Source organism: Streptomyces sp. NPDC047022, assembly GCF_040644155.1.
Taxonomy (GTDB): Bacteria; Actinomycetota; Actinomycetes; order Streptomycetales; family Streptomycetaceae; genus Streptomyces.
On the sequence record NZ_JBEYVV010000015.1, the window covers coordinates 16,217 to 31,945 of the forward strand.

Annotated in this window: 16 protein-coding genes and 1 riboswitch; of the genes, 11 read left to right on the forward strand and 5 right to left on the reverse strand. The window is 70.1% G+C overall.

The annotated features are described in order from the left end of the window. Window positions 1-26: 26 nt before the first annotated feature. The 7 genes from ABZ845_RS17645 to ABZ845_RS17675 all read left to right on the forward strand — a co-directional run bounded on the left by ABZ845_RS17645 (window position 27) and on the right by ABZ845_RS17675 (window position 9,126). Window positions 27-869: a nitrilase-related carbon-nitrogen hydrolase gene (locus ABZ845_RS17645; protein WP_360979956.1), complete on the forward strand. Its 843-nt coding sequence runs from the start codon at window positions 27-29 to the stop codon at window positions 867-869. Further along, window positions 866-2,149, forward strand: coding sequence for an aspartate aminotransferase family protein (locus tag ABZ845_RS17650; RefSeq protein WP_360979959.1), 1,284 nt, complete (start codon window positions 866-868; stop codon window positions 2,147-2,149). Before ABZ845_RS17645 ends, ABZ845_RS17650 begins: the two co-directional genes overlap by 4 nt. A gap of 49 nt (window positions 2,150-2,198) precedes the next feature. After that, complete coding sequence (locus ABZ845_RS17655; protein ID WP_360979962.1) at window positions 2,199-3,749, forward strand: PucR family transcriptional regulator; 1,551 nt, start codon at window positions 2,199-2,201, stop codon at window positions 3,747-3,749. 148 nt (window positions 3,750-3,897) lie between these two features. Further along, window positions 3,898-4,740, forward strand: coding sequence for a nitrilase-related carbon-nitrogen hydrolase (locus tag ABZ845_RS17660; RefSeq protein ID WP_360979965.1), 843 nt, complete (start codon window positions 3,898-3,900; stop codon window positions 4,738-4,740). 237 nt (window positions 4,741-4,977) lie between these two features. Continuing rightward, on the forward strand, window positions 4,978-6,378 hold the full coding sequence (gene hydA, locus ABZ845_RS17665; RefSeq protein ID WP_360979968.1) for a dihydropyrimidinase: 1,401 nt from the start codon (window positions 4,978-4,980) through the stop codon (window positions 6,376-6,378). 11 nt (window positions 6,379-6,389) lie between these two features. Then, on the forward strand, window positions 6,390-7,409 hold the full coding sequence (locus ABZ845_RS17670) for a TIGR03842 family LLM class F420-dependent oxidoreductase (protein ID WP_360979971.1): 1,020 nt from the start codon (window positions 6,390-6,392) through the stop codon (window positions 7,407-7,409). Between the two features lie 196 nt (window positions 7,410-7,605). Continuing rightward, the gene (locus ABZ845_RS17675; RefSeq protein WP_360979974.1) at window positions 7,606-9,126 is read left to right on the forward strand and encodes an NCS1 family nucleobase:cation symporter-1; all 1,521 of its coding nucleotides are present in this window, start codon (window positions 7,606-7,608) and stop codon (window positions 9,124-9,126) included. Window positions 9,127-9,156: 30 nt separating this feature from the next. Here the strand turns inward: ABZ845_RS17675 and ABZ845_RS17680 are convergent, their stop codons facing one another. Continuing rightward, entirely contained in the window at window positions 9,157-9,846 is a 690-nt protein-coding gene (locus ABZ845_RS17680) for a hypothetical protein (protein ID WP_360979977.1), read from the reverse strand. Between the two features lie 239 nt (window positions 9,847-10,085). Then, window positions 10,086-10,313, reverse strand: a complete 228-nt coding sequence (locus tag ABZ845_RS17685; protein ID WP_360979980.1) for a DUF6480 family protein — start codon at window positions 10,311-10,313, stop codon at window positions 10,086-10,088. A gap of 80 nt (window positions 10,314-10,393) precedes the next feature. On the opposite strand from ABZ845_RS17685, the gene ABZ845_RS17690 reads away from it, so the two are divergent. From ABZ845_RS17690 to ABZ845_RS17705, 4 genes are all read left to right on the forward strand, one after another. Next, window positions 10,394-11,467 (forward strand): enoyl-CoA hydratase/isomerase family protein, encoded by a 1,074-nt coding sequence (locus ABZ845_RS17690; protein ID WP_360979983.1) that lies wholly within the window; start codon window positions 10,394-10,396, stop codon window positions 11,465-11,467. Between the two features lie 100 nt (window positions 11,468-11,567). Then, window positions 11,568-11,647: riboswitch (cobalamin riboswitch) on the forward strand. A 62-nt stretch (window positions 11,648-11,709) separates the two neighbouring features. Then, complete coding sequence (locus ABZ845_RS17695; RefSeq protein ID WP_360979986.1) at window positions 11,710-11,931, forward strand: CbtB-domain containing protein; 222 nt, start codon at window positions 11,710-11,712, stop codon at window positions 11,929-11,931. A 21-nt stretch (window positions 11,932-11,952) separates the two neighbouring features. Next, entirely contained in the window at window positions 11,953-12,705 is a 753-nt protein-coding gene (locus ABZ845_RS17700) for a CbtA family protein (RefSeq protein ID WP_360979989.1), read from the forward strand. Window positions 12,706-12,848: 143 nt separating this feature from the next. Beyond that, the gene (locus ABZ845_RS17705) at window positions 12,849-13,190 is read left to right on the forward strand and encodes a hypothetical protein (RefSeq protein ID WP_360979992.1); all 342 of its coding nucleotides are present in this window, start codon (window positions 12,849-12,851) and stop codon (window positions 13,188-13,190) included. Between the two features lie 19 nt (window positions 13,191-13,209). Here ABZ845_RS17705 and ABZ845_RS17710 read toward each other — a convergent pair whose 3' ends face one another. The 3 genes from ABZ845_RS17710 to ABZ845_RS17720 form a co-directional block, all read right to left on the reverse strand. After that, the gene (locus tag ABZ845_RS17710; protein WP_360979995.1) at window positions 13,210-13,800 is read right to left on the reverse strand and encodes a histidine phosphatase family protein; all 591 of its coding nucleotides are present in this window, start codon (window positions 13,798-13,800) and stop codon (window positions 13,210-13,212) included. Between the two features lie 93 nt (window positions 13,801-13,893). Then, entirely contained in the window at window positions 13,894-15,006 is a 1,113-nt protein-coding gene (locus tag ABZ845_RS17715; RefSeq protein WP_360979998.1) for a zinc-binding dehydrogenase, read from the reverse strand. Continuing rightward, window positions 15,003-15,725, reverse strand: a complete 723-nt coding sequence (locus ABZ845_RS17720) for a phosphonatase-like hydrolase (RefSeq protein WP_360980001.1) — start codon at window positions 15,723-15,725, stop codon at window positions 15,003-15,005. Before ABZ845_RS17720 ends, ABZ845_RS17715 begins: the two co-directional genes overlap by 4 nt. Window positions 15,726-15,729: the final 4 nt, after the last annotated feature.

A 15,729-nucleotide genomic window follows, 5' to 3' on the forward strand; every position in this document is an offset into this window, starting at 1 on the left:
GGGACAACAGGCAAAGGAGCGGCACCATGGCCCACGTCGTACGCGCCGCACTGGTCCAGGCGACCTGGACCGGCGATACCGAGTCCATGATCGACAAGCATATGGCGCACGCCCGCGAGGCGGCCCGGCAGGGCGCGAAAATCATCGGCTTCCAGGAAGTCTTCAACGCCCCCTACTTCTGTCAGGTCCAGGAGCCCGAGCACTACCGCTGGGCCGAGCCCGTGCCCGACGGCCCCACGGTCACCCGAATGCGGGAACTCGCCCGCGAGACCGGAATGGTGATCGTCGTACCCGTCTTCGAGGTCGAGCAGTCCGGCTTCTACTACAACACCGCGGCCGTGATCGATGCGGACGGCAACTACCTCGGCAAGTACCGCAAGCACCACATCCCCCAGGTGAAGGGCTTCTGGGAGAAGTACTACTTCAAACCGGGCAACCTGGGCTGGCCCGTCTTCGACACCGCCGTCGGCAAGGTCGGCGTGTACATCTGCTACGACCGCCACTTCCCGGAGGGCTGGCGTCAACTGGGCCTCAACGGCGCCCAGCTCGTCTACAACCCGTCCGCGACCTCGCGTGGCCTGTCCGCCTACCTCTGGCAGCTGGAACAGCCCGCCGCCGCAGTCGCCAATGAGTACTTCGTCGCCGCGATCAACCGCGTGGGCCAGGAGGAGTACGGCGACAACGACTTCTACGGCACGAGCTACTTCGTCGACCCGCGCGGACAGTTCGTGGGGGAGGCCGCCGGCGACAAGGACGAGGAACTCCTCGTACGGGACCTCGACTTCGACCTCATCGAAGAAGTGCGGCAGCAGTGGGCGTTCTACCGCGACCGCCGCCCCGACGCGTACGAAGGACTGGTGAAGCCGTGACCGACCTGTACGCCCGGCACCGGGCCGTCCTGCCCGAATGGCTGGCGCTCTACTACAAGGACCCGCTCGAGATCACCCATGGCGAGGGCCGCCACGTCTGGGACGCCGACGGCAGGAAGTACCTCGACTTCTTCGGCGGGATCCTCACCACGATGACCGCGCACGCCCTGCCCGAGGTCACCAAGGCGGTGGCCGAGCAGGCCGGACGCATCATCCACTCGTCGACCCTCTACCTCAACCGGCTGATGGTCGAACTGGCCGAACGCATGGCCCAGTTGAGCGGCATCCCGGACGCCCGGGTCTTCTTCACCACGTCCGGCACCGAGGCCAACGACACCGCGCTGCTGCTCGCGACCACCTACCGGCGCACCAATCAGATCCTGGCGATGCGCAACAGCTACCACGGCCGCTCGTTCAGCGCGGTCGGCATCACCGGCAACCGCTCCTGGTCCCCGACCTCGCTGTCCCCGCTCCAGACGCTGTACGTCCACGGAGGCGTCCGCACCCGTGGCCCCTTCGCCCACCTCAGCGACGCCGCGTTCATCTCCGCCTGCGTCGAGGACCTCAAGGACCTGCTCGGGCACACCCGGCCACCGGCCGCGCTGATCGCCGAACCCATCCAGGGCGTCGGCGGTTTCACCTCGCCGCCCGACGGGCTGTACGCGGCCTTCCGCGACGTCCTGTGGGAGCGCGGCATCCTGTGGATCTCCGACGAGGTGCAGACGGGCTGGGGCCGCACGGGCGACCACTTCTGGGGCTGGCAGGCACACGGCCAGAGCGGACCGCCGGACATCCTGACCTTCGCCAAGGGCATCGGCAACGGCATGTCCATCGGCGGGGTCGTCGCCCGCGCCGAGATCATGAACTGCCTGGACGCCAACTCCATCTCCACCTTCGGCGGCACCCAGATCACCATGGCCGCGGGCCTCGCCAACCTCGGCTACCTGCTGGAACACGACCTCCAGGGCAACGCGCGGCGCGTCGGCGGCCTGCTCATCGAGCGGCTGCGGGCCGTCGCCGCGGGGCTGCCCGTCGTGCGGGAGGTACGCGGGCGCGGACTTATGATCGGCGTCGAACTGGTGCGCCCCGGCACCGACAAGGCCGACCCGGACGCGGCCTCGGCCGTGCTCGAAGCCGCCCGCGCCGAAGGGCTGCTGCTCGGAAAGGGCGGCGGCCACAACACCAGCGTGCTGCGCATCGCCCCGCCGCTCACGCTCACCGTCGCCGAGGCCGAGGAGGGAGCCGCCATCCTCGCGCGCGCCCTCGGGAGCGTCCACTGACGACGGGCAGGAGCTGTCTTCAGCACGACCGGAGCAAGGGAACACAGCCATGACCAGCGCCCTGGAACCCGCCCTGTCGGTCCGCCAGGTCCTCACACTGGACCGGGTGCTCGCCGGAGAGCCCGAGGTGGTGGCCGGCGCGGGGAACCTGGACCGGCCCGTGCGCTGGGTGCATGTCGCCGAGGCCGCCGACGTCGGGGTGATGCTCACCGGGGGCGAGATGGTCCTCACCACCGGGGTGCTGCTCGCCGGCGACACGGACAAGCAGGCCGAGTACATCAGATCCCTGCACCGCGCGGAGGCCGCGGCCGTCGTCCTCGGACTCGGCCGCGCCTTCCCCTCGCCCCCTGACGTGATGCGCCGGGCCGCAGAGCGCTGCGGGCTGCCGATGGTGGTCCTGCACCGGCCCTTCCCCTTCGCCGAACTGACCGAAGAGGTCCAGTCCCGGCTCGTACGGCGGAAGTTCGCGGCCGTGAGCCTGTCGGAAACCGTGCGGACCGCCCTGACCGGGCTCATCACCGCGGGCGCGCCCCTGAAGCGGCTGCTCGACGAGATCGCCGTGCACGCCGGATGCCCCGTGGTCCTCACCAACCTCGCCCACCGTGTGCTCGCCACGGCGGGGGAGCGGCCCGCCGTGGACGATGTGCTGCGCGACTGGGAACGCATCGCCCGGCAGGCGGGCGGCAACGAGGGCGACGGCTGGGTCCGCGCGGAACTGGGCGGACGCGGCGAGCGCTGGGGCCGGATCGTGCTGTGCGGTTACCGGGGCGACAGCGCCGTCGGACGGCTCCTCGCCGAGCGCGCGGCCGAGGCCCTCGTCCTGCACCGCATGCTCACCGGCGGCGCGCACACCTGGGAGGAGCACTCCGCGCAGAGCCTGCTGACCGACCTCGTCTCCGGGGCCGTACCGGCCCGCCGGCTCCTGCCGCGCGCCCGCGCCGCCGGCCTGCCCGTGAACCGCCGTACCTTCCTCCCGCTCGTCGTACGCGACGGCGACCCCGCCCATCTCGACCGGATCCTGCGCCTGCTGGGCCTGTCCGGACTCGTCGCCGACCTCGGCGACGGGGCCACCGCCGTCCTGCTCAGCCTCGCCCGCGACCAGGACGCCGAGGCGCAGGCAGCACACTTCGCGGGCCGGCTTGCCACGGAATCCGCCACGGTCGTCGCGGCGGCCGACGCGCGCACCGCCTGGGAGGACGTACCCGCGGGGCTGCGCGAGGCCCGCCATGTGGCGGACGCCGTGGCAGGCCACTCCGCCGCGCTCGACCTGCCGCCGGTCGTCCGCCTCAGGGACGTTCATCTGCGTGGTCTGATCCGGCTGTTGCGCGACGACCCGCACGTCCAGTCCTTCGCCGAAAGGGAACTGGACGGGCTGCTGTGCGGCCACGACGCGGAAGCGGAACTGCTGCCCGTGCTGCGGACCTACCTCGCCACCGGACGCAACAAGTCCCGCACCGCCCAGCTTCACCACGTCAGCCGCCCCGCCCTGTACCGCAGGCTGGAGGTAATACAGTCCCGCCTCGGCGTCGACCTGGACGACTTCGAGCAGGCCGCCTCCGTGCACATCGCGCTGCTCGCGCACGACGCCCAACAAGGGTGAAACGCCATGGAAGAGCGCGGGAAACAGGTGTCGGCCGGCCGGGGTGACATCGTGGAACGCCAGAGGGCCGGGGACGTGACACGGTGCAACTCAAACCGGACCACCGGACTTCCTAGGCTCGCCGCACACCGAGCGACCGGAGGTCCCGATGAGCAGAGTGATCCGTGCCGCCGTCTTCCAGACCGCCTGGACCGGCGACAAGGAATCGATGATCCAGGTGCACGAGCAGGCGGCCCGCGACGCCGCCGCGCAGGGCGCCCAGGTCCTGTGCTTCCAAGAGCTGTTCTACGGGCCGTACTTCTGCCAGGTCCAGGACCCGGCGTTCTACGAGTACGCCGAGCGGATCCCGGACGGCCCCATCGTGAGGCGCTTCCAGGCACTGGCCAAGGAACTGGGCATCGTGCTGGTCCTGCCCATGTACGAGGAGGAGCAGCCCGGCGTCCTCTACAACACCGCCGGGGTGATCGACGCCGACGGCTCGTACCTCGGCAAGTACCGCAAGACCCACATCCCGCAGGTGAAGGGATTCTGGGAGAAGTTCTACTTCCGTCCGGGCAACTCCGGCTGGCCCGTCTTCGACACCAAGGTGGGCCGGATCGGCGTCTACATCTGCTACGACCGCCACTTCCCGGAGGGCTGGCGCGCCCTCGGACTCGCGGGCGCCGAGATCGTGTTCAACCCCTCGGCCACCTCGCGCGGACTGTCCGGCTATCTGTGGCAGCTGGAGCAGCCGGCGGCGGCCGTGGCCAACGAGTACTTCGTGGGCGCGATCAACCGTGTGGGCGTGGAGGAACTGGGCGACAACGACTTCTACGGCACGTCGTACTTCGTGGACCCCGAGGCACAGTTCGTCGGGGAGGTGGCGAGCGACAAGGAGACCGAACTGGTCGTGCGCGACCTGGACCTGGCGAAGCTGAGGGAGGTCCGCGACCGCTGGCAGTTCTACCGCGACCGCGCCCCCTCCGCGTACACCCCCTTGACGGCCCCGTAAACCAAACAGACCTCGCGCCCCTCTATAGGGGCGCGGGACAGTACCGGCATGCGGCTCCGCCACGCGGGCGCAAACGGAGGCGCGAGACACGACACGGACAGGGCCAAGGGCCACCACGCATCCAGGGGCGGGGGGCTGCATCGATATGCGGCTCCGCCGCGCGGGCGCAAAGAACCCACCACCGACCCGCACGTTCCAACCGCCCCCAGCGGAGCGCCAACGCAGGAGAGAGGGAACATGACCCGCACCGTCATCCGCGGCGGCCTAGTCGTCACCGCCTCCGACGAGATCCACGCCGACGTCCTGATCGAGGACACCCGCATCGCCGCCCTCGCCGCGACCGGCACCCCGGCCGCCGAGGCCTTCACGGCCGAGCGGACCATCGACGCCACCGGCAAGTACGTGATCCCGGGCGGTGTCGACGCCCACACCCACATGGAGCTGCCGTTCGGCGGCACCTTCGCCTCCGACACCTTCGAGACCGGCACCCGCGCCGCCGCCTGGGGCGGCACCACCACGATCATCGACTTCGCGGTGCAGAGCGTCGGACACACGCTGCGCGAGGGCCTGGACGCCTGGCACGCCAAGGCGGAGGGCAACTGCGCCATCGACTACGGCTTCCACATGATCGTCTCCGATGTGAACCAGGAGACGCTCAAGGAGATGGACCTGCTGGTGGAGGAGGGCGTCACGTCCTTCAAGCAGTTCATGGCGTATCCGGGTGTCTTCTACAGCGACGACGGCCAGATCCTGCGCGCCATGCAGCGCTCCGCCGACAACGGCGGCCTGATCATGATGCACGCCGAGAACGGCATCGCGATCGACGTACTGGTGGAGCAGGCCCTCGCCCGCGGCGAGACCGACCCGCGCTACCACGGTGAGGTCCGCAAGGCCCTCCTGGAGGCCGAGGCCACCCACCGGGCCATCAGGCTCGCCCAGGTCGCCGGGGCGCCGCTGTACGTCGTGCACGTCTCGGCGCAGGAGGCGGTCGCCGAGCTGGCCAGGGCGCGCGACGAAGGGCTGCCCGTCTTCGGCGAGACCTGCCCCCAGTACCTCTTCCTGTCCACCGACAACCTCGCCGAGCCCGACTTCGAGGGCGCCAAGTATGTGTGCAGCACCCCGCTGCGGCCCAGGGAGCACCAGGCGGCGCTGTGGAAGGGCCTGCGAACAGGCGACCTCCAGGTGGTCTCGACCGACCACTGCCCCTTCTGCTTCGTGGGCCAGAAGGAGCTGGGCCGGGGCGACTTCTCGAAGATCCCCAACGGTCTGCCGGGCGTCGAGAACCGCATGGACCTGCTCCACCAGGCCGTGGTCGACGGGCAGATCTCGCGCCGCCGCTGGATCGAGATCGCCTGCGCCACCCCTGCCCGGATGTTCGGTCTCTACCCGAAGAAGGGCACCATCGCCCCGGGCGCGGACGCCGACATCGTCATCTACGACCCGCACGCCGAGCAGGTCATGTCCGCCGAGACCCACCACATGAACGTCGACTACTCGGCCTACGAGGGCAGGCGCACCACCGGCCGGGTGGAGACCGTCCTCTCGCGCGGTGAACCCGTCATCACGCAGCGGGAGTTCACCGGACACGCGGGACACGGCGTCTACACCCCGCGTTCCACGTGTCAGTATCTCAACTAGGAGTGGCGCTTATGGAATTCGGACTGGTCCTCCAGACCGACCCCCCAGCCTCCCGTGTCGTCAGCCTGATGAAGCGGGCCGAACGCAACGGCTTCAGCTACGGCTGGACCTTCGACTCGGCCGTGCTGTGGCAGGAACCCTTCGTGATCTACAGTCAGATTCTGGCCAACACACAGAAGTTGACCGTGGGTCCGATGGTGACGAACCCAGGCACCCGCACCTGGGAGGTGACCGCCTCAACGTTCGCCACGCTCAACGACATGTTCGGCAATCGCACGGTGTGCGGCATCGGCCGCGGCGACTCGGCGATGCGCGTCGCCGGACGCAAGCCCAACACCCTGGCCCGTATAAGCGACGCCATGAAGGTGATCCGTGCGCTCGCCCGGGGCGAGGAGGCCGACCTCGGCGGCACAGTGGTCAAGTTCCCCTGGGTCAGGCCCGGCGCCGAACTCCCCGTGTGGATGGCCGCGTACGGCCCCAAGGCGCTGAAGATGACCGGGGAGGAGGCGGACGGCTTCATCCTCCAGCTCTCCGATCTGTATCTGACCGAGTACATGGTCAAGGCCGTCAGGGACGCCGCCGTGGCCGCCGGACGCGACCCGTCCGAGGTCAGGATCTGTGTCGCCGCGCCCGCGTACGTCACCGAGGACGACTCGCCCGAGGCACTCGCCCACGCACGGGACCAGTGCCGCTGGTTCGGCGGCATGGTCGGCAACCACGTCGCCGACCTCGTCGCCAAGTACGGCGCGCACTCCGACGCCGTACCCGAGGAACTGACCGACTACATCAAGGCCCGTGAAGGCTACGACTACTCCCACCACGGACGCAGCGACAACCCCGACACCCAGTTCGTGCCCGACGAGATCGTGGACAGGTTCTGCGTCATCGGCCCCGTGGAGAAGCACATCGAGAAGCTGACCGCCCTGCGCGACCTCGGTGTCGACCAGTTCGCGGTCTACGACATGCACGACGCCCAGGAAGCCGTGATCGACGCCTACGGCAGCAAGGTCATCCCGGCTCTGAAGCGCTAGTGCTGCGGCCGGAAAAAGAGGTTCACCGGCTCGGCAAGCCTTTCCGGCCCTAGCTCCGGGTCCTGAGACCCGCCATCTCCCCGGTCGTCCCCTTCCCGCTCCCCCGGGAAGGGGGCACAGGGCGCTCACCGCGCACCCCCCATCGGCACAGCCACCCGCACGGCCTCCCCCGTCCCGCCTCACGATGGGCCAGCCCATGACCGATACAGCCTCCGGGGCCATACCGATGGCCGCACAAGTGAACCGTCCCGACGGGCGCGTCGAGTTCGCGCCCGGCGCGCCGCCGCCGAGCGGCCCGTACGCCAACCAGGACCTTCTGCCCGTCCCCGTCGAGAAGCGCACCTGGACCACCTACAACTTCTCCGCGCTGTGGGTCGGCATGGCCCACAACACGGCTTCCTGGACGCTGGCCTCCGGTCTGATCGCGGTCGGCATGGACTGGAAGCAGGCGGTGTTCACCATCGCCCTCGCCAATGTGATCGTGCTGATCCCGATGCTGCTCACCGGGCACGCGGGACCGAAGTACGGCATTCCCTTCCCGGTGTTCGCCCGCGCCTCCTTCGGCGTGCGCGGCGCCAACCTTCCCGCTGTCGTACGCGCGTTGGTGGCGTGCGGCTGGTTCGGCATCCAGACCTGGATCGGCGGCGAGGCGATCTACTTCCTCGCCGGGAAGCTCGTCGGGGAGAACTGGGCGAACGCCTCCAAGGTGGGCGGCTACGCCTGGACCATGTGGCTGTCCTTCGCGATCTTCTGGGTGATCCAGGTCGCCATCATCTACCGGGGCATGGAGACCATCCGCCGCTTCGAGAACTGGGCGGCGCCCTTCGTGCTCGTCGGAGCGTTCGTGATGCTCTGGTGGATGAGCAACAAGGCCGGCGGCTTCGGCACGCTCGTCAGCCAGCACTCACAGCTGGGCTGGGGCGGCGGCTTCTGGAAGCTGTTCTGGCCCTCCCTCATGGGCATGATCGGCTTCTGGTCCACGCTGTCCCTGAACATCCCGGACTTCACCCGGTACGGAAGGAGCCAGAAGGCCCAGACCTGGGGACAGACCCTCGGCCTGCCGACGACGATGACCCTGTTCGCGTTCCTGTCGGTGCTGGTCACCTCGGGCTCGCAGGCGGTGTACGGAAAGCCCATCTGGGACCCGGTGCAACTGGCGGCCAAGACGGACAACGTGGTCGGTCTGCTGTACGCGCTGGTGACCGTTCTGGTGGCGACCCTGTCGGTGAACATCGCGGCCAACCTGGTCTCCCCGGCCTTCGACTTCTCCAACGTCGCGCCCCGCAGGATCAGTTTCCGCAAGGGTGCCCTCATCACCGCGGTACTGGCCGTGGTGATCAGCCCCTGGAAGCTGTATTCCGACCCGCAGGGCTACATCTTCACCTGGCTGGGCCTGGTCGGCGGTCTGCTCGGCACGGTGGCGGGCATCCTCATCGCCGATTACTGGATCCTGCGGCGCGCCAGGCTCGATCTCACCGACCTCTACACCGCGGGCGGGCGGTACTGGTACGCAGGCGGCTGGAACTGGAGAGCCGTCGTGGCCTTCGTGGTCGGCGGTGTCCTGGCGGTCGGCGGCGCGGACTTCCATCCGCTCTTCGACGGGCGCCCCATCCCGGCGCTGTCGCAGCTCGCCGGCTACGGCTGGGCGGTGGGCCTCGGCACCTCGCTGGTGCTGTATCTGTCGCTGATGCTGTTGCGCGGGAGGGAGAGGCTCTGAGGCCGGCGGCCGTGCGGCCGCTGGAGGCCGTCAGCTCTTGCCGCTGCCGGCCTTCAGCGCCGCCGCCGCGTCCTTGGCGGCCTTGATGGCCCCCTTGTTGATCTCGTCCGTACTCGGCGCCTTCTTCGTCTCGAAGTTGCTGCCGTTGTACGTGATGGACACCAGCGCGTTGGACATGCGGACGATCACCGCACCCTCACGGGTCTCCTGCTTGTCCGCGGTGGTGAGGTTCACAACGGAATAGGCCGAATCGCCCAGACCCGGGACCGCGCCTCCACCGCTCTTGTCCGATGTGCGCTGCGTGTACGACTTCTGCGCCAGCGCCTCCGAGTCCATGATGTCGAAGGTGACGTCGAGCCAGCGGTAGTCGAAGCCCTTGAGCGCGTTCCAGGAGCAGGTGCGCCGGATGGACTTGTCCGTCGACGGGATCTCCTTGCCGGTGGTGGGCGCGCCCGGGACCAGCGACTTGATCGTGGCCGCGGTGATGCCGCCGCACGGTTCGGGCGCCGTGGCGTATGTCTTGACCGCGGGTGCCGTGGACGCCGTGGCGCCGCTCCCGGTGTTCTGGGTGGCTCCGGTCCCGCCCCCCTGTGCCGTCTTGTGCCCGGTGGCCGAGTCCGCGGCGAGCGGCCCGGAGGACAGCGCCCAGCCCGCGGATGCGAGCACGACGACCGGCAGCAGGCGCGCGGTCAGGGCGAGCGGCAGAGGAAGAGACTGCACGGGCGCACTTTTCGTGGGGACGGTGCGGAGGATGAGGTCCACACTGCGGACGGGACGCCAGTCTCACATGACTGGCTGCGGGGCGGAAGTACGAACTCGCTCCGTGCCCGCCCGGTGACACAAGCACCTTGACGAACCGTGAGTTTCCGCGGCCGTTGTCGGAGACTGTGTCCGCTTATGTCCTCGTCTACGCCCGCGCCGCCGCCGATCCCGGGTGCCGATCCCGTCGGTGACCGCGCTCACTGCATGAGTGTGATCGCGTAGGCCAGGAAGAAGCCGGCCACCATGATCACCAGCAGCGTGATCACGATCAGCGGTGTCTTGGCCCAGCCGCGCGTCGTCTGGTATTCGTGCTGCGGGGTGGCCTCGGCGATGCTGCCCTCGGCCGGCGGGGTCTCGCCGGGAGGTACTCCGCCCGGCTGCACCCCGGGCATGGGCTTCGAGCTCTCCCACCTAATCTGGCTCATGAACATCGCGTACCCGCGTGCGCTGCGCTTAAGCGAAAATATGCGGTCAAAATAGAAGAAAAAACCCCGGAGGCTCTCGGATGACCGGCAGTGCAGAACCCGTCCTGCTGCACACCACCGGGCGTGTCGCCCGTATCACCCTCAATCGCCCCGAGGCGCTCAACGCGCTGACGCGCGAGATGGTGCGCCGCATCGACGAGGCGCTCACCGCCTGGGAGCACGATCCTGCCGTAGAGGCCGTCGTGATCACCGGCGCGGGGGAGCGTGGGCTGTGCGCGGGCGGAGACATGCGTGCCGTGCACGACGAAGCGCGCGAAGGGGACAGTGCCGCACCGGCCGCGTTCTGGCGCGACGAGTACCGCCTCAACGCCCACATCGCCCGCTACCCGAAGCCGTACGTCGCCCTCATGGACGGGATCGTCATGGGCGGCGGCGTCGGGATCTCGGCACACGGCGGTGTCCGGATCGTCACCGACCGGTCGAGGGTCGCCATGCCCGAGACCGGCATCGGATTCGTCCCCGACGTCGGAGGCACGTACCTGCTGTCCCGCGCCCCGGGCGAACTGGGCACCCACCTCGGCCTGACAGGAGGTCAGATCGGAGCGGCGGACGCTCAGTTGTGCGGTCTCGCCGACCACTACGCACCCTGCGCCGCACTCCCGGCCCTGCTGGACGACCTCGCCGACATGCCGTTGCGCGATGCGCTGGCCCGCCATGTGCGAACGGCGCCGCCCGGCGAACTGGCCGCGGCGCGGCCCTGGATCGACGCCTGTTACGGCGCCGGCACAGTAGAGGAGACCGTGGACCGGCTCCTCGCCCACGGCGATCCGGCCGCGAAGGAGGCCGCAGAGACCCTGCTCGCCAAGTCACCCACCGCTCTCAAGATCACCCTGGCGGCCCTGCGCCGCGCACGGCGGCTCAGCACCCTTGAGCAGGTACTGGACCAGGAGTTCCGTGTCTCCTGCGCGGCCGTCGCCATTCCCGACCTGGTGGAAGGCGTGCGCGCCCAGCTCATCGACAAGGACCGCGCGCCGCGCTGGTCCCCGGCCACCCTCGCCGAGGTCGCGGACGCGGACGTCGAGCGCTTCTTCGCGCCTCTCGGTGAGCGCGAACTCGGGCTGGCGGGACCCGGCGACGCGACTGAAGAGGCCTGACGCCGCGACCGCCGCGAGAGGAAGATCACCCCAGCCGGGCGCGGTCTTGGCCATGCACCCGACACGCGGTACCGTCGACCCGATATCGACGACGGCATACGGAAGCCGGTGAGAATCCGGCACGGTCGCGCCACTGTGAACGAGAAGCCCCGCCACACCGGGGCGCCTCGCGAGTCAGACCCGCAGCCCGTCGTCCTGTGCACCACCGAGATGGGACGCGAACTCCCAGAGGAGGTCCTGCCATGGCGCAGACCGTCGCCCAGCCGACAGCCACCACCCCCGTCGTTCCCGCCAAGCTGCCGCTGAAGGCGATTGCTCCCTGGGCGGTCTTCTTCGGCATCCTCATGCTCATCCTGCTGTACTTCGTCGGCGCCGAGCAGGGCGCCACCTCCGTGTTCAACGGCACGGACGTCCACGAGTGGGTGCACGACGCACGCCATCTGCTCGGCTTCCCCTGCCACTGACGCGAGGGGCGCCGCACTGCCATGAACTCCGCAACTGTGAGGAACCTCCTCGTGCGGGGCATGCTCGCCGGCCTCGCTGCCGGTCTGCTCGCCCTGATCGTGGCCTACTTCCTCGGTGAGCCGAACGTCGACAGCGCGATCAGCTTCGAGGCGGCCCATTCCCATGAGCACGAGATGGAGGTCGTCTCGCGCTCCCTGCAGTCCACCGCCGGTCTTGCCACCGGTGTCCTGGTCTACGGGGTCGCGTTCGGCGGCATCGCCGGTCTCGCCTTCTGTGTCGCGCTCGGCCGCGTCGGCCGCTTCGGCCCCCGGGCGACCGCGCTGCTGCTCTCCGGCTGCGCGCTGCTCGCCGTGTACGTCGTACCGTTCCTGAAGTACCCGGCCAATCCGCCGTCCGTCGGAAACCCCGACACCATCGGCAAGCGGACCACCCTGTACTTCCTGATGATCCTGCTCAGCGTGCTCCTGGCGGTCGGCGCCACCATCCTGGGCAAGCGACTCGCACCCGCACTGGGCACCTGGTACGCCAGCGTCGCCGCGGTGGCCGCCTTCGCGGTCGCCGTCGGCCTGGCGTACGCGTTCCTGCCGGCCATCAACGAGGTGCCGAAGGACTTCCCCGCCACGCTGCTGTGGCGGTTCCGTCTCTCGGCCCTGGCCATCCAGACCGTGGTGTGGGGTGGATTCGGCCTGGTATTCGGTGAATTGGCCGAACGCCTGCTGAACCCGAAGCCCGTCACGGCCGAGGCCGGACGAGCGGTTCCAGCCGCGAACTGATCCCTTCAGGACACGAGAGGGCCTTTCGGAACCGTCCGGGGGCCCTTTCGCGTTCTCCGGACGACGACTCAGGGCGAAACCCCCTGGTGCGTGCCGAGGCACCGGGGATCGGGACCGCGCAGGAGAAGAGCGGAGGAAGCCCGGTGGCCAGACATCCCCAGCCGCGCCTCATCACTCTCGGCGGCCGTGAGGCGGTCGCCCTGACGCCGGAGGAGTACCGGCAACTCCTGGCGAGCCGACGGCAGATCGGCGGCCAGAGCGCCCGAGTCCGGGTCCTGGCCCAGCAGGTCAAGCGGACCGAGACACTGCTGCGGGAACTGGAGGCCCTGGTCGGCGCCCCGGCGGCCGTACGCGCGAGGCCGGGCGGTCCACAGGACGCGGCCCCGCCGCACACCCACGACGCGGTGGCCGGCGACACCGCCCCCGAATGCCTGCGCTGTGCCATCGCGGCGCTGCTGCGCCGCCACCGGCAGCAAGTCGTCTGACCCCCCCAAGTCGCCGGCGTCAGCGGCCGGATTCACCCGCCGACGGACCGAGCGCCTGCCCGAGCCGCAGATTCCAGCGCCCCGATCGCCCGCTGACCTCCGTCGCCGTGAGCGGTGGTACGTCGACGCGCCAGAACGCGCCCTCGGGCACGCCCAGGACATGCACCACCACGCCCCGTACGACCTCCGGTTCCACCACCGCGATCGTCCTGCCGTCGGCCCGGCCACAGGTGTCCAGCCACCGCGCGACCCGCCGACACAACTCCCGCACCGACTCGCCGCCGTGCGGTGCCGCGCCCGGATCGGCCAGCCAGGCGGCCAGCGCCCCGGGCTCGGCCGCGCCCACCTCGTCCAGCGTGCGCCCCCGCCAGCGGCCCATGTCCAGTCCCGCGAGCCACGGTTCGTCCACGGCGTCGAGTCCGAGTGCCACCGCCGTCTCCCGGCCGCGCGCGCTCGGAGAGACGAACGCCCGGTCGGCGGAGCGCAGTTGCCCGGCCGCCGACTCGGCCCGTGCCTTCCCGGTGTCGTCGAGCGAGTCGCCGTCGTCGAAACGGGCCCGCCGCAGCGAGGGGCTGGAGGCGGGGGAGACGAAGACGACACGACTGGTCATGCCGTCGTTCCTCCTGTTGCTGTCATTCCGCGCCCGGCTGCTCTCTGCGGTCGGCCCGTATCCTACGACGGTCCGGCACGCGGTACGCGTCGCTCAGTACGCGGTGATCGCGTACCGCGGCTTCGTCCCGGGGGAGGAGATCAGCAGACTGCCGATCTCCTCCAGCGGCACGGGCTCTGCCACGAGCTCATGCCAGGGGAACCGGTCGCGGGTCTCCTCAAGGAAGTCCAGCGCCGCGGTCAGATGCCGTGGCTCGTAGTTGTGCACACCGACGATGGACAGATGGCGGCGCACCACGGACTCCGGCCCGACCGCGACGGGGGCATCGGGCAGAACCGCCCCGGCGAGAACGGCGACGCCCTGCACATCGAGCGTGCGCAGCCCTTCCTGAAGCGCGGCCGACGAGCCGGAGAACTCCAGCAGTACGTCGTAGGGCCCCGTGTCGGGCATCGTCTGCCGGACGTCGGTGGCACCGAACTGCCGTGCCAGCTCGCGCCGTTCGGCAGCCGGATCGACCGCGGTCACCGAGGACGCTCCGGCCGAGGCGGCGGCAGCGACCGCGGTGAGTCCGAGCATGCCCGCGCCCACGACCACGACCCGCTTGCCCGCCAGGCGCGGCGCGCGTTCGGCCACGGCCATGACCGTCGCCGTGGCGCAGGCGGCCGGCGCGGCGAGCGCGTCCGTCAGAGCGTCACCGACGATGGCGATCGGCATTCCGCGGGGGAGCAGCACATGCTGCGCGTAGCCGCCCGACAGCCGCCAGTCGGAGTCCCATGCCTCATGACCGGCCTTGCGCAGGGAGCGGCACTTGGCCGTGATGCCGGCCAGGCAGCGGTCGCACGCGCCGCACGGCAGGGTCACCGACCAGATGACACGCAGGCCGATCCGCAGCTCCCGACCGTCCACCGCGCGTACTTTGCCCGCGCCTCCCGCGCCGCCCGCACCTTCCGTACCGAACGCGACGATCTCGCCGACGGTTTCGTGGCCTAGGACGGAAGGGCAGGGCTGGACGCGCCGGCCGCTCACCGTGTGCCGGTCGCTGCCGCAGATGGTGGCCAGGCGCACGCGTACGAGGACGTCCCCGGGCCCGAGCGGCGGCACGGGCACGGCTTCGAGAGCGATGTCGTCGCCGCCGCGCCAGATGGCCGCGAGGGTGTGCTCGACCCGGTCCGCGGTCCTCTCCGGGTGCTGAGTCAGGTTCGTCATGCGGCGCTCGACTCCGCGCCCGACTCCGCGCCACGCAGCCCGAACAGCGCGGGAAGCGCGGCCACGGACGGCAGGAGATGGGTGTGCCGGTGTCCGCCCAGCTCCACCGCGTCGCCGGCCCCGGACAGGACGCCGACGACGTACGCGGCACCCGAGTTGGCGCCGGCTTCGAGATCACGCGGGGTGTCACCCGCGACCAGGACACGCCTCACGTCGGTCACGCCCAGCCGCTGCATGGCGGTGAAGATCATGAAAGGTGCCGGGCGTCCCGACGGCACATCGCTGCCGCAGACGACGGCGTCCACGACCGCCTCGCCCTCCCAGCCGAGCGCGGACAGCAGCGAGTCCACGATGTCACGGTCGAAACCGGTGTTGAGCGCGACCTTGATGCCCGCGGCCCGCAGCTCGGCGAGGGCCTCGGGTACTCCCGGCAACGGCCTCGGGGGCTGTGCGGCGTACGCGGCGGTGAGCCGGGTCCGGAAGTCGGCGACGACCGGGTTGAGGACCTCGTCGCCGAGAGGAGCGCCGCCGCTCGGGGTGAGCAGGGCGCGGAGCGCCTCGTGCTTGGCGGAGCCGTGCCAACGGGCGATGTCGGCAGCCGAAGGCGTCCCCCCATGGGCGATCACCGTCTCTTCGAGGACGCGGTAGACCTGCAGGCCCTCGTCGATGGTGGTGCCGGCCATGTCGAGCACGACGAGTTCGGGCGGGGATGTGTTCATGTGG

Coding starts and splice junctions, on each gene's coding strand:
- ABZ845_RS17645 (WP_360979956.1), top strand. CDS start 27: ATGGCCCACGTCGTACGCGCCGCACTGGTCCAGGCGACCTGGACCGGC.
- ABZ845_RS17655 (WP_360979962.1), top strand. CDS start 2,199: ATGACCAGCGCCCTGGAACCCGCCCTGTCGGTCCGCCAGGTCCTCACA.
- ABZ845_RS17660 (WP_360979965.1), top strand. CDS start 3,898: ATGAGCAGAGTGATCCGTGCCGCCGTCTTCCAGACCGCCTGGACCGGC.
- hydA (WP_360979968.1), top strand. CDS start 4,978: ATGACCCGCACCGTCATCCGCGGCGGCCTAGTCGTCACCGCCTCCGAC.
- ABZ845_RS17670 (WP_360979971.1), top strand. CDS start 6,390: ATGGAATTCGGACTGGTCCTCCAGACCGACCCCCCAGCCTCCCGTGTC.
- ABZ845_RS17675 (WP_360979974.1), top strand. CDS start 7,606: ATGACCGATACAGCCTCCGGGGCCATACCGATGGCCGCACAAGTGAAC.
- ABZ845_RS17685 (WP_360979980.1), bottom strand. CDS start 10,313: ATGAGCCAGATTAGGTGGGAGAGCTCGAAGCCCATGCCCGGGGTGCAG.
- ABZ845_RS17690 (WP_360979983.1), top strand. CDS start 10,394: ATGACCGGCAGTGCAGAACCCGTCCTGCTGCACACCACCGGGCGTGTC.
- ABZ845_RS17695 (WP_360979986.1), top strand. CDS start 11,710: ATGGCGCAGACCGTCGCCCAGCCGACAGCCACCACCCCCGTCGTTCCC.
- ABZ845_RS17700 (WP_360979989.1), top strand. CDS start 11,953: ATGAACTCCGCAACTGTGAGGAACCTCCTCGTGCGGGGCATGCTCGCC.
- ABZ845_RS17710 (WP_360979995.1), bottom strand. CDS start 13,800: ATGACCAGTCGTGTCGTCTTCGTCTCCCCCGCCTCCAGCCCCTCGCTG.
- ABZ845_RS17715 (WP_360979998.1), bottom strand. CDS start 15,006: ATGACGAACCTGACTCAGCACCCGGAGAGGACCGCGGACCGGGTCGAG.
- ABZ845_RS17720 (WP_360980001.1), bottom strand. CDS start 15,725: ATGAACACATCCCCGCCCGAACTCGTCGTGCTCGACATGGCCGGCACC.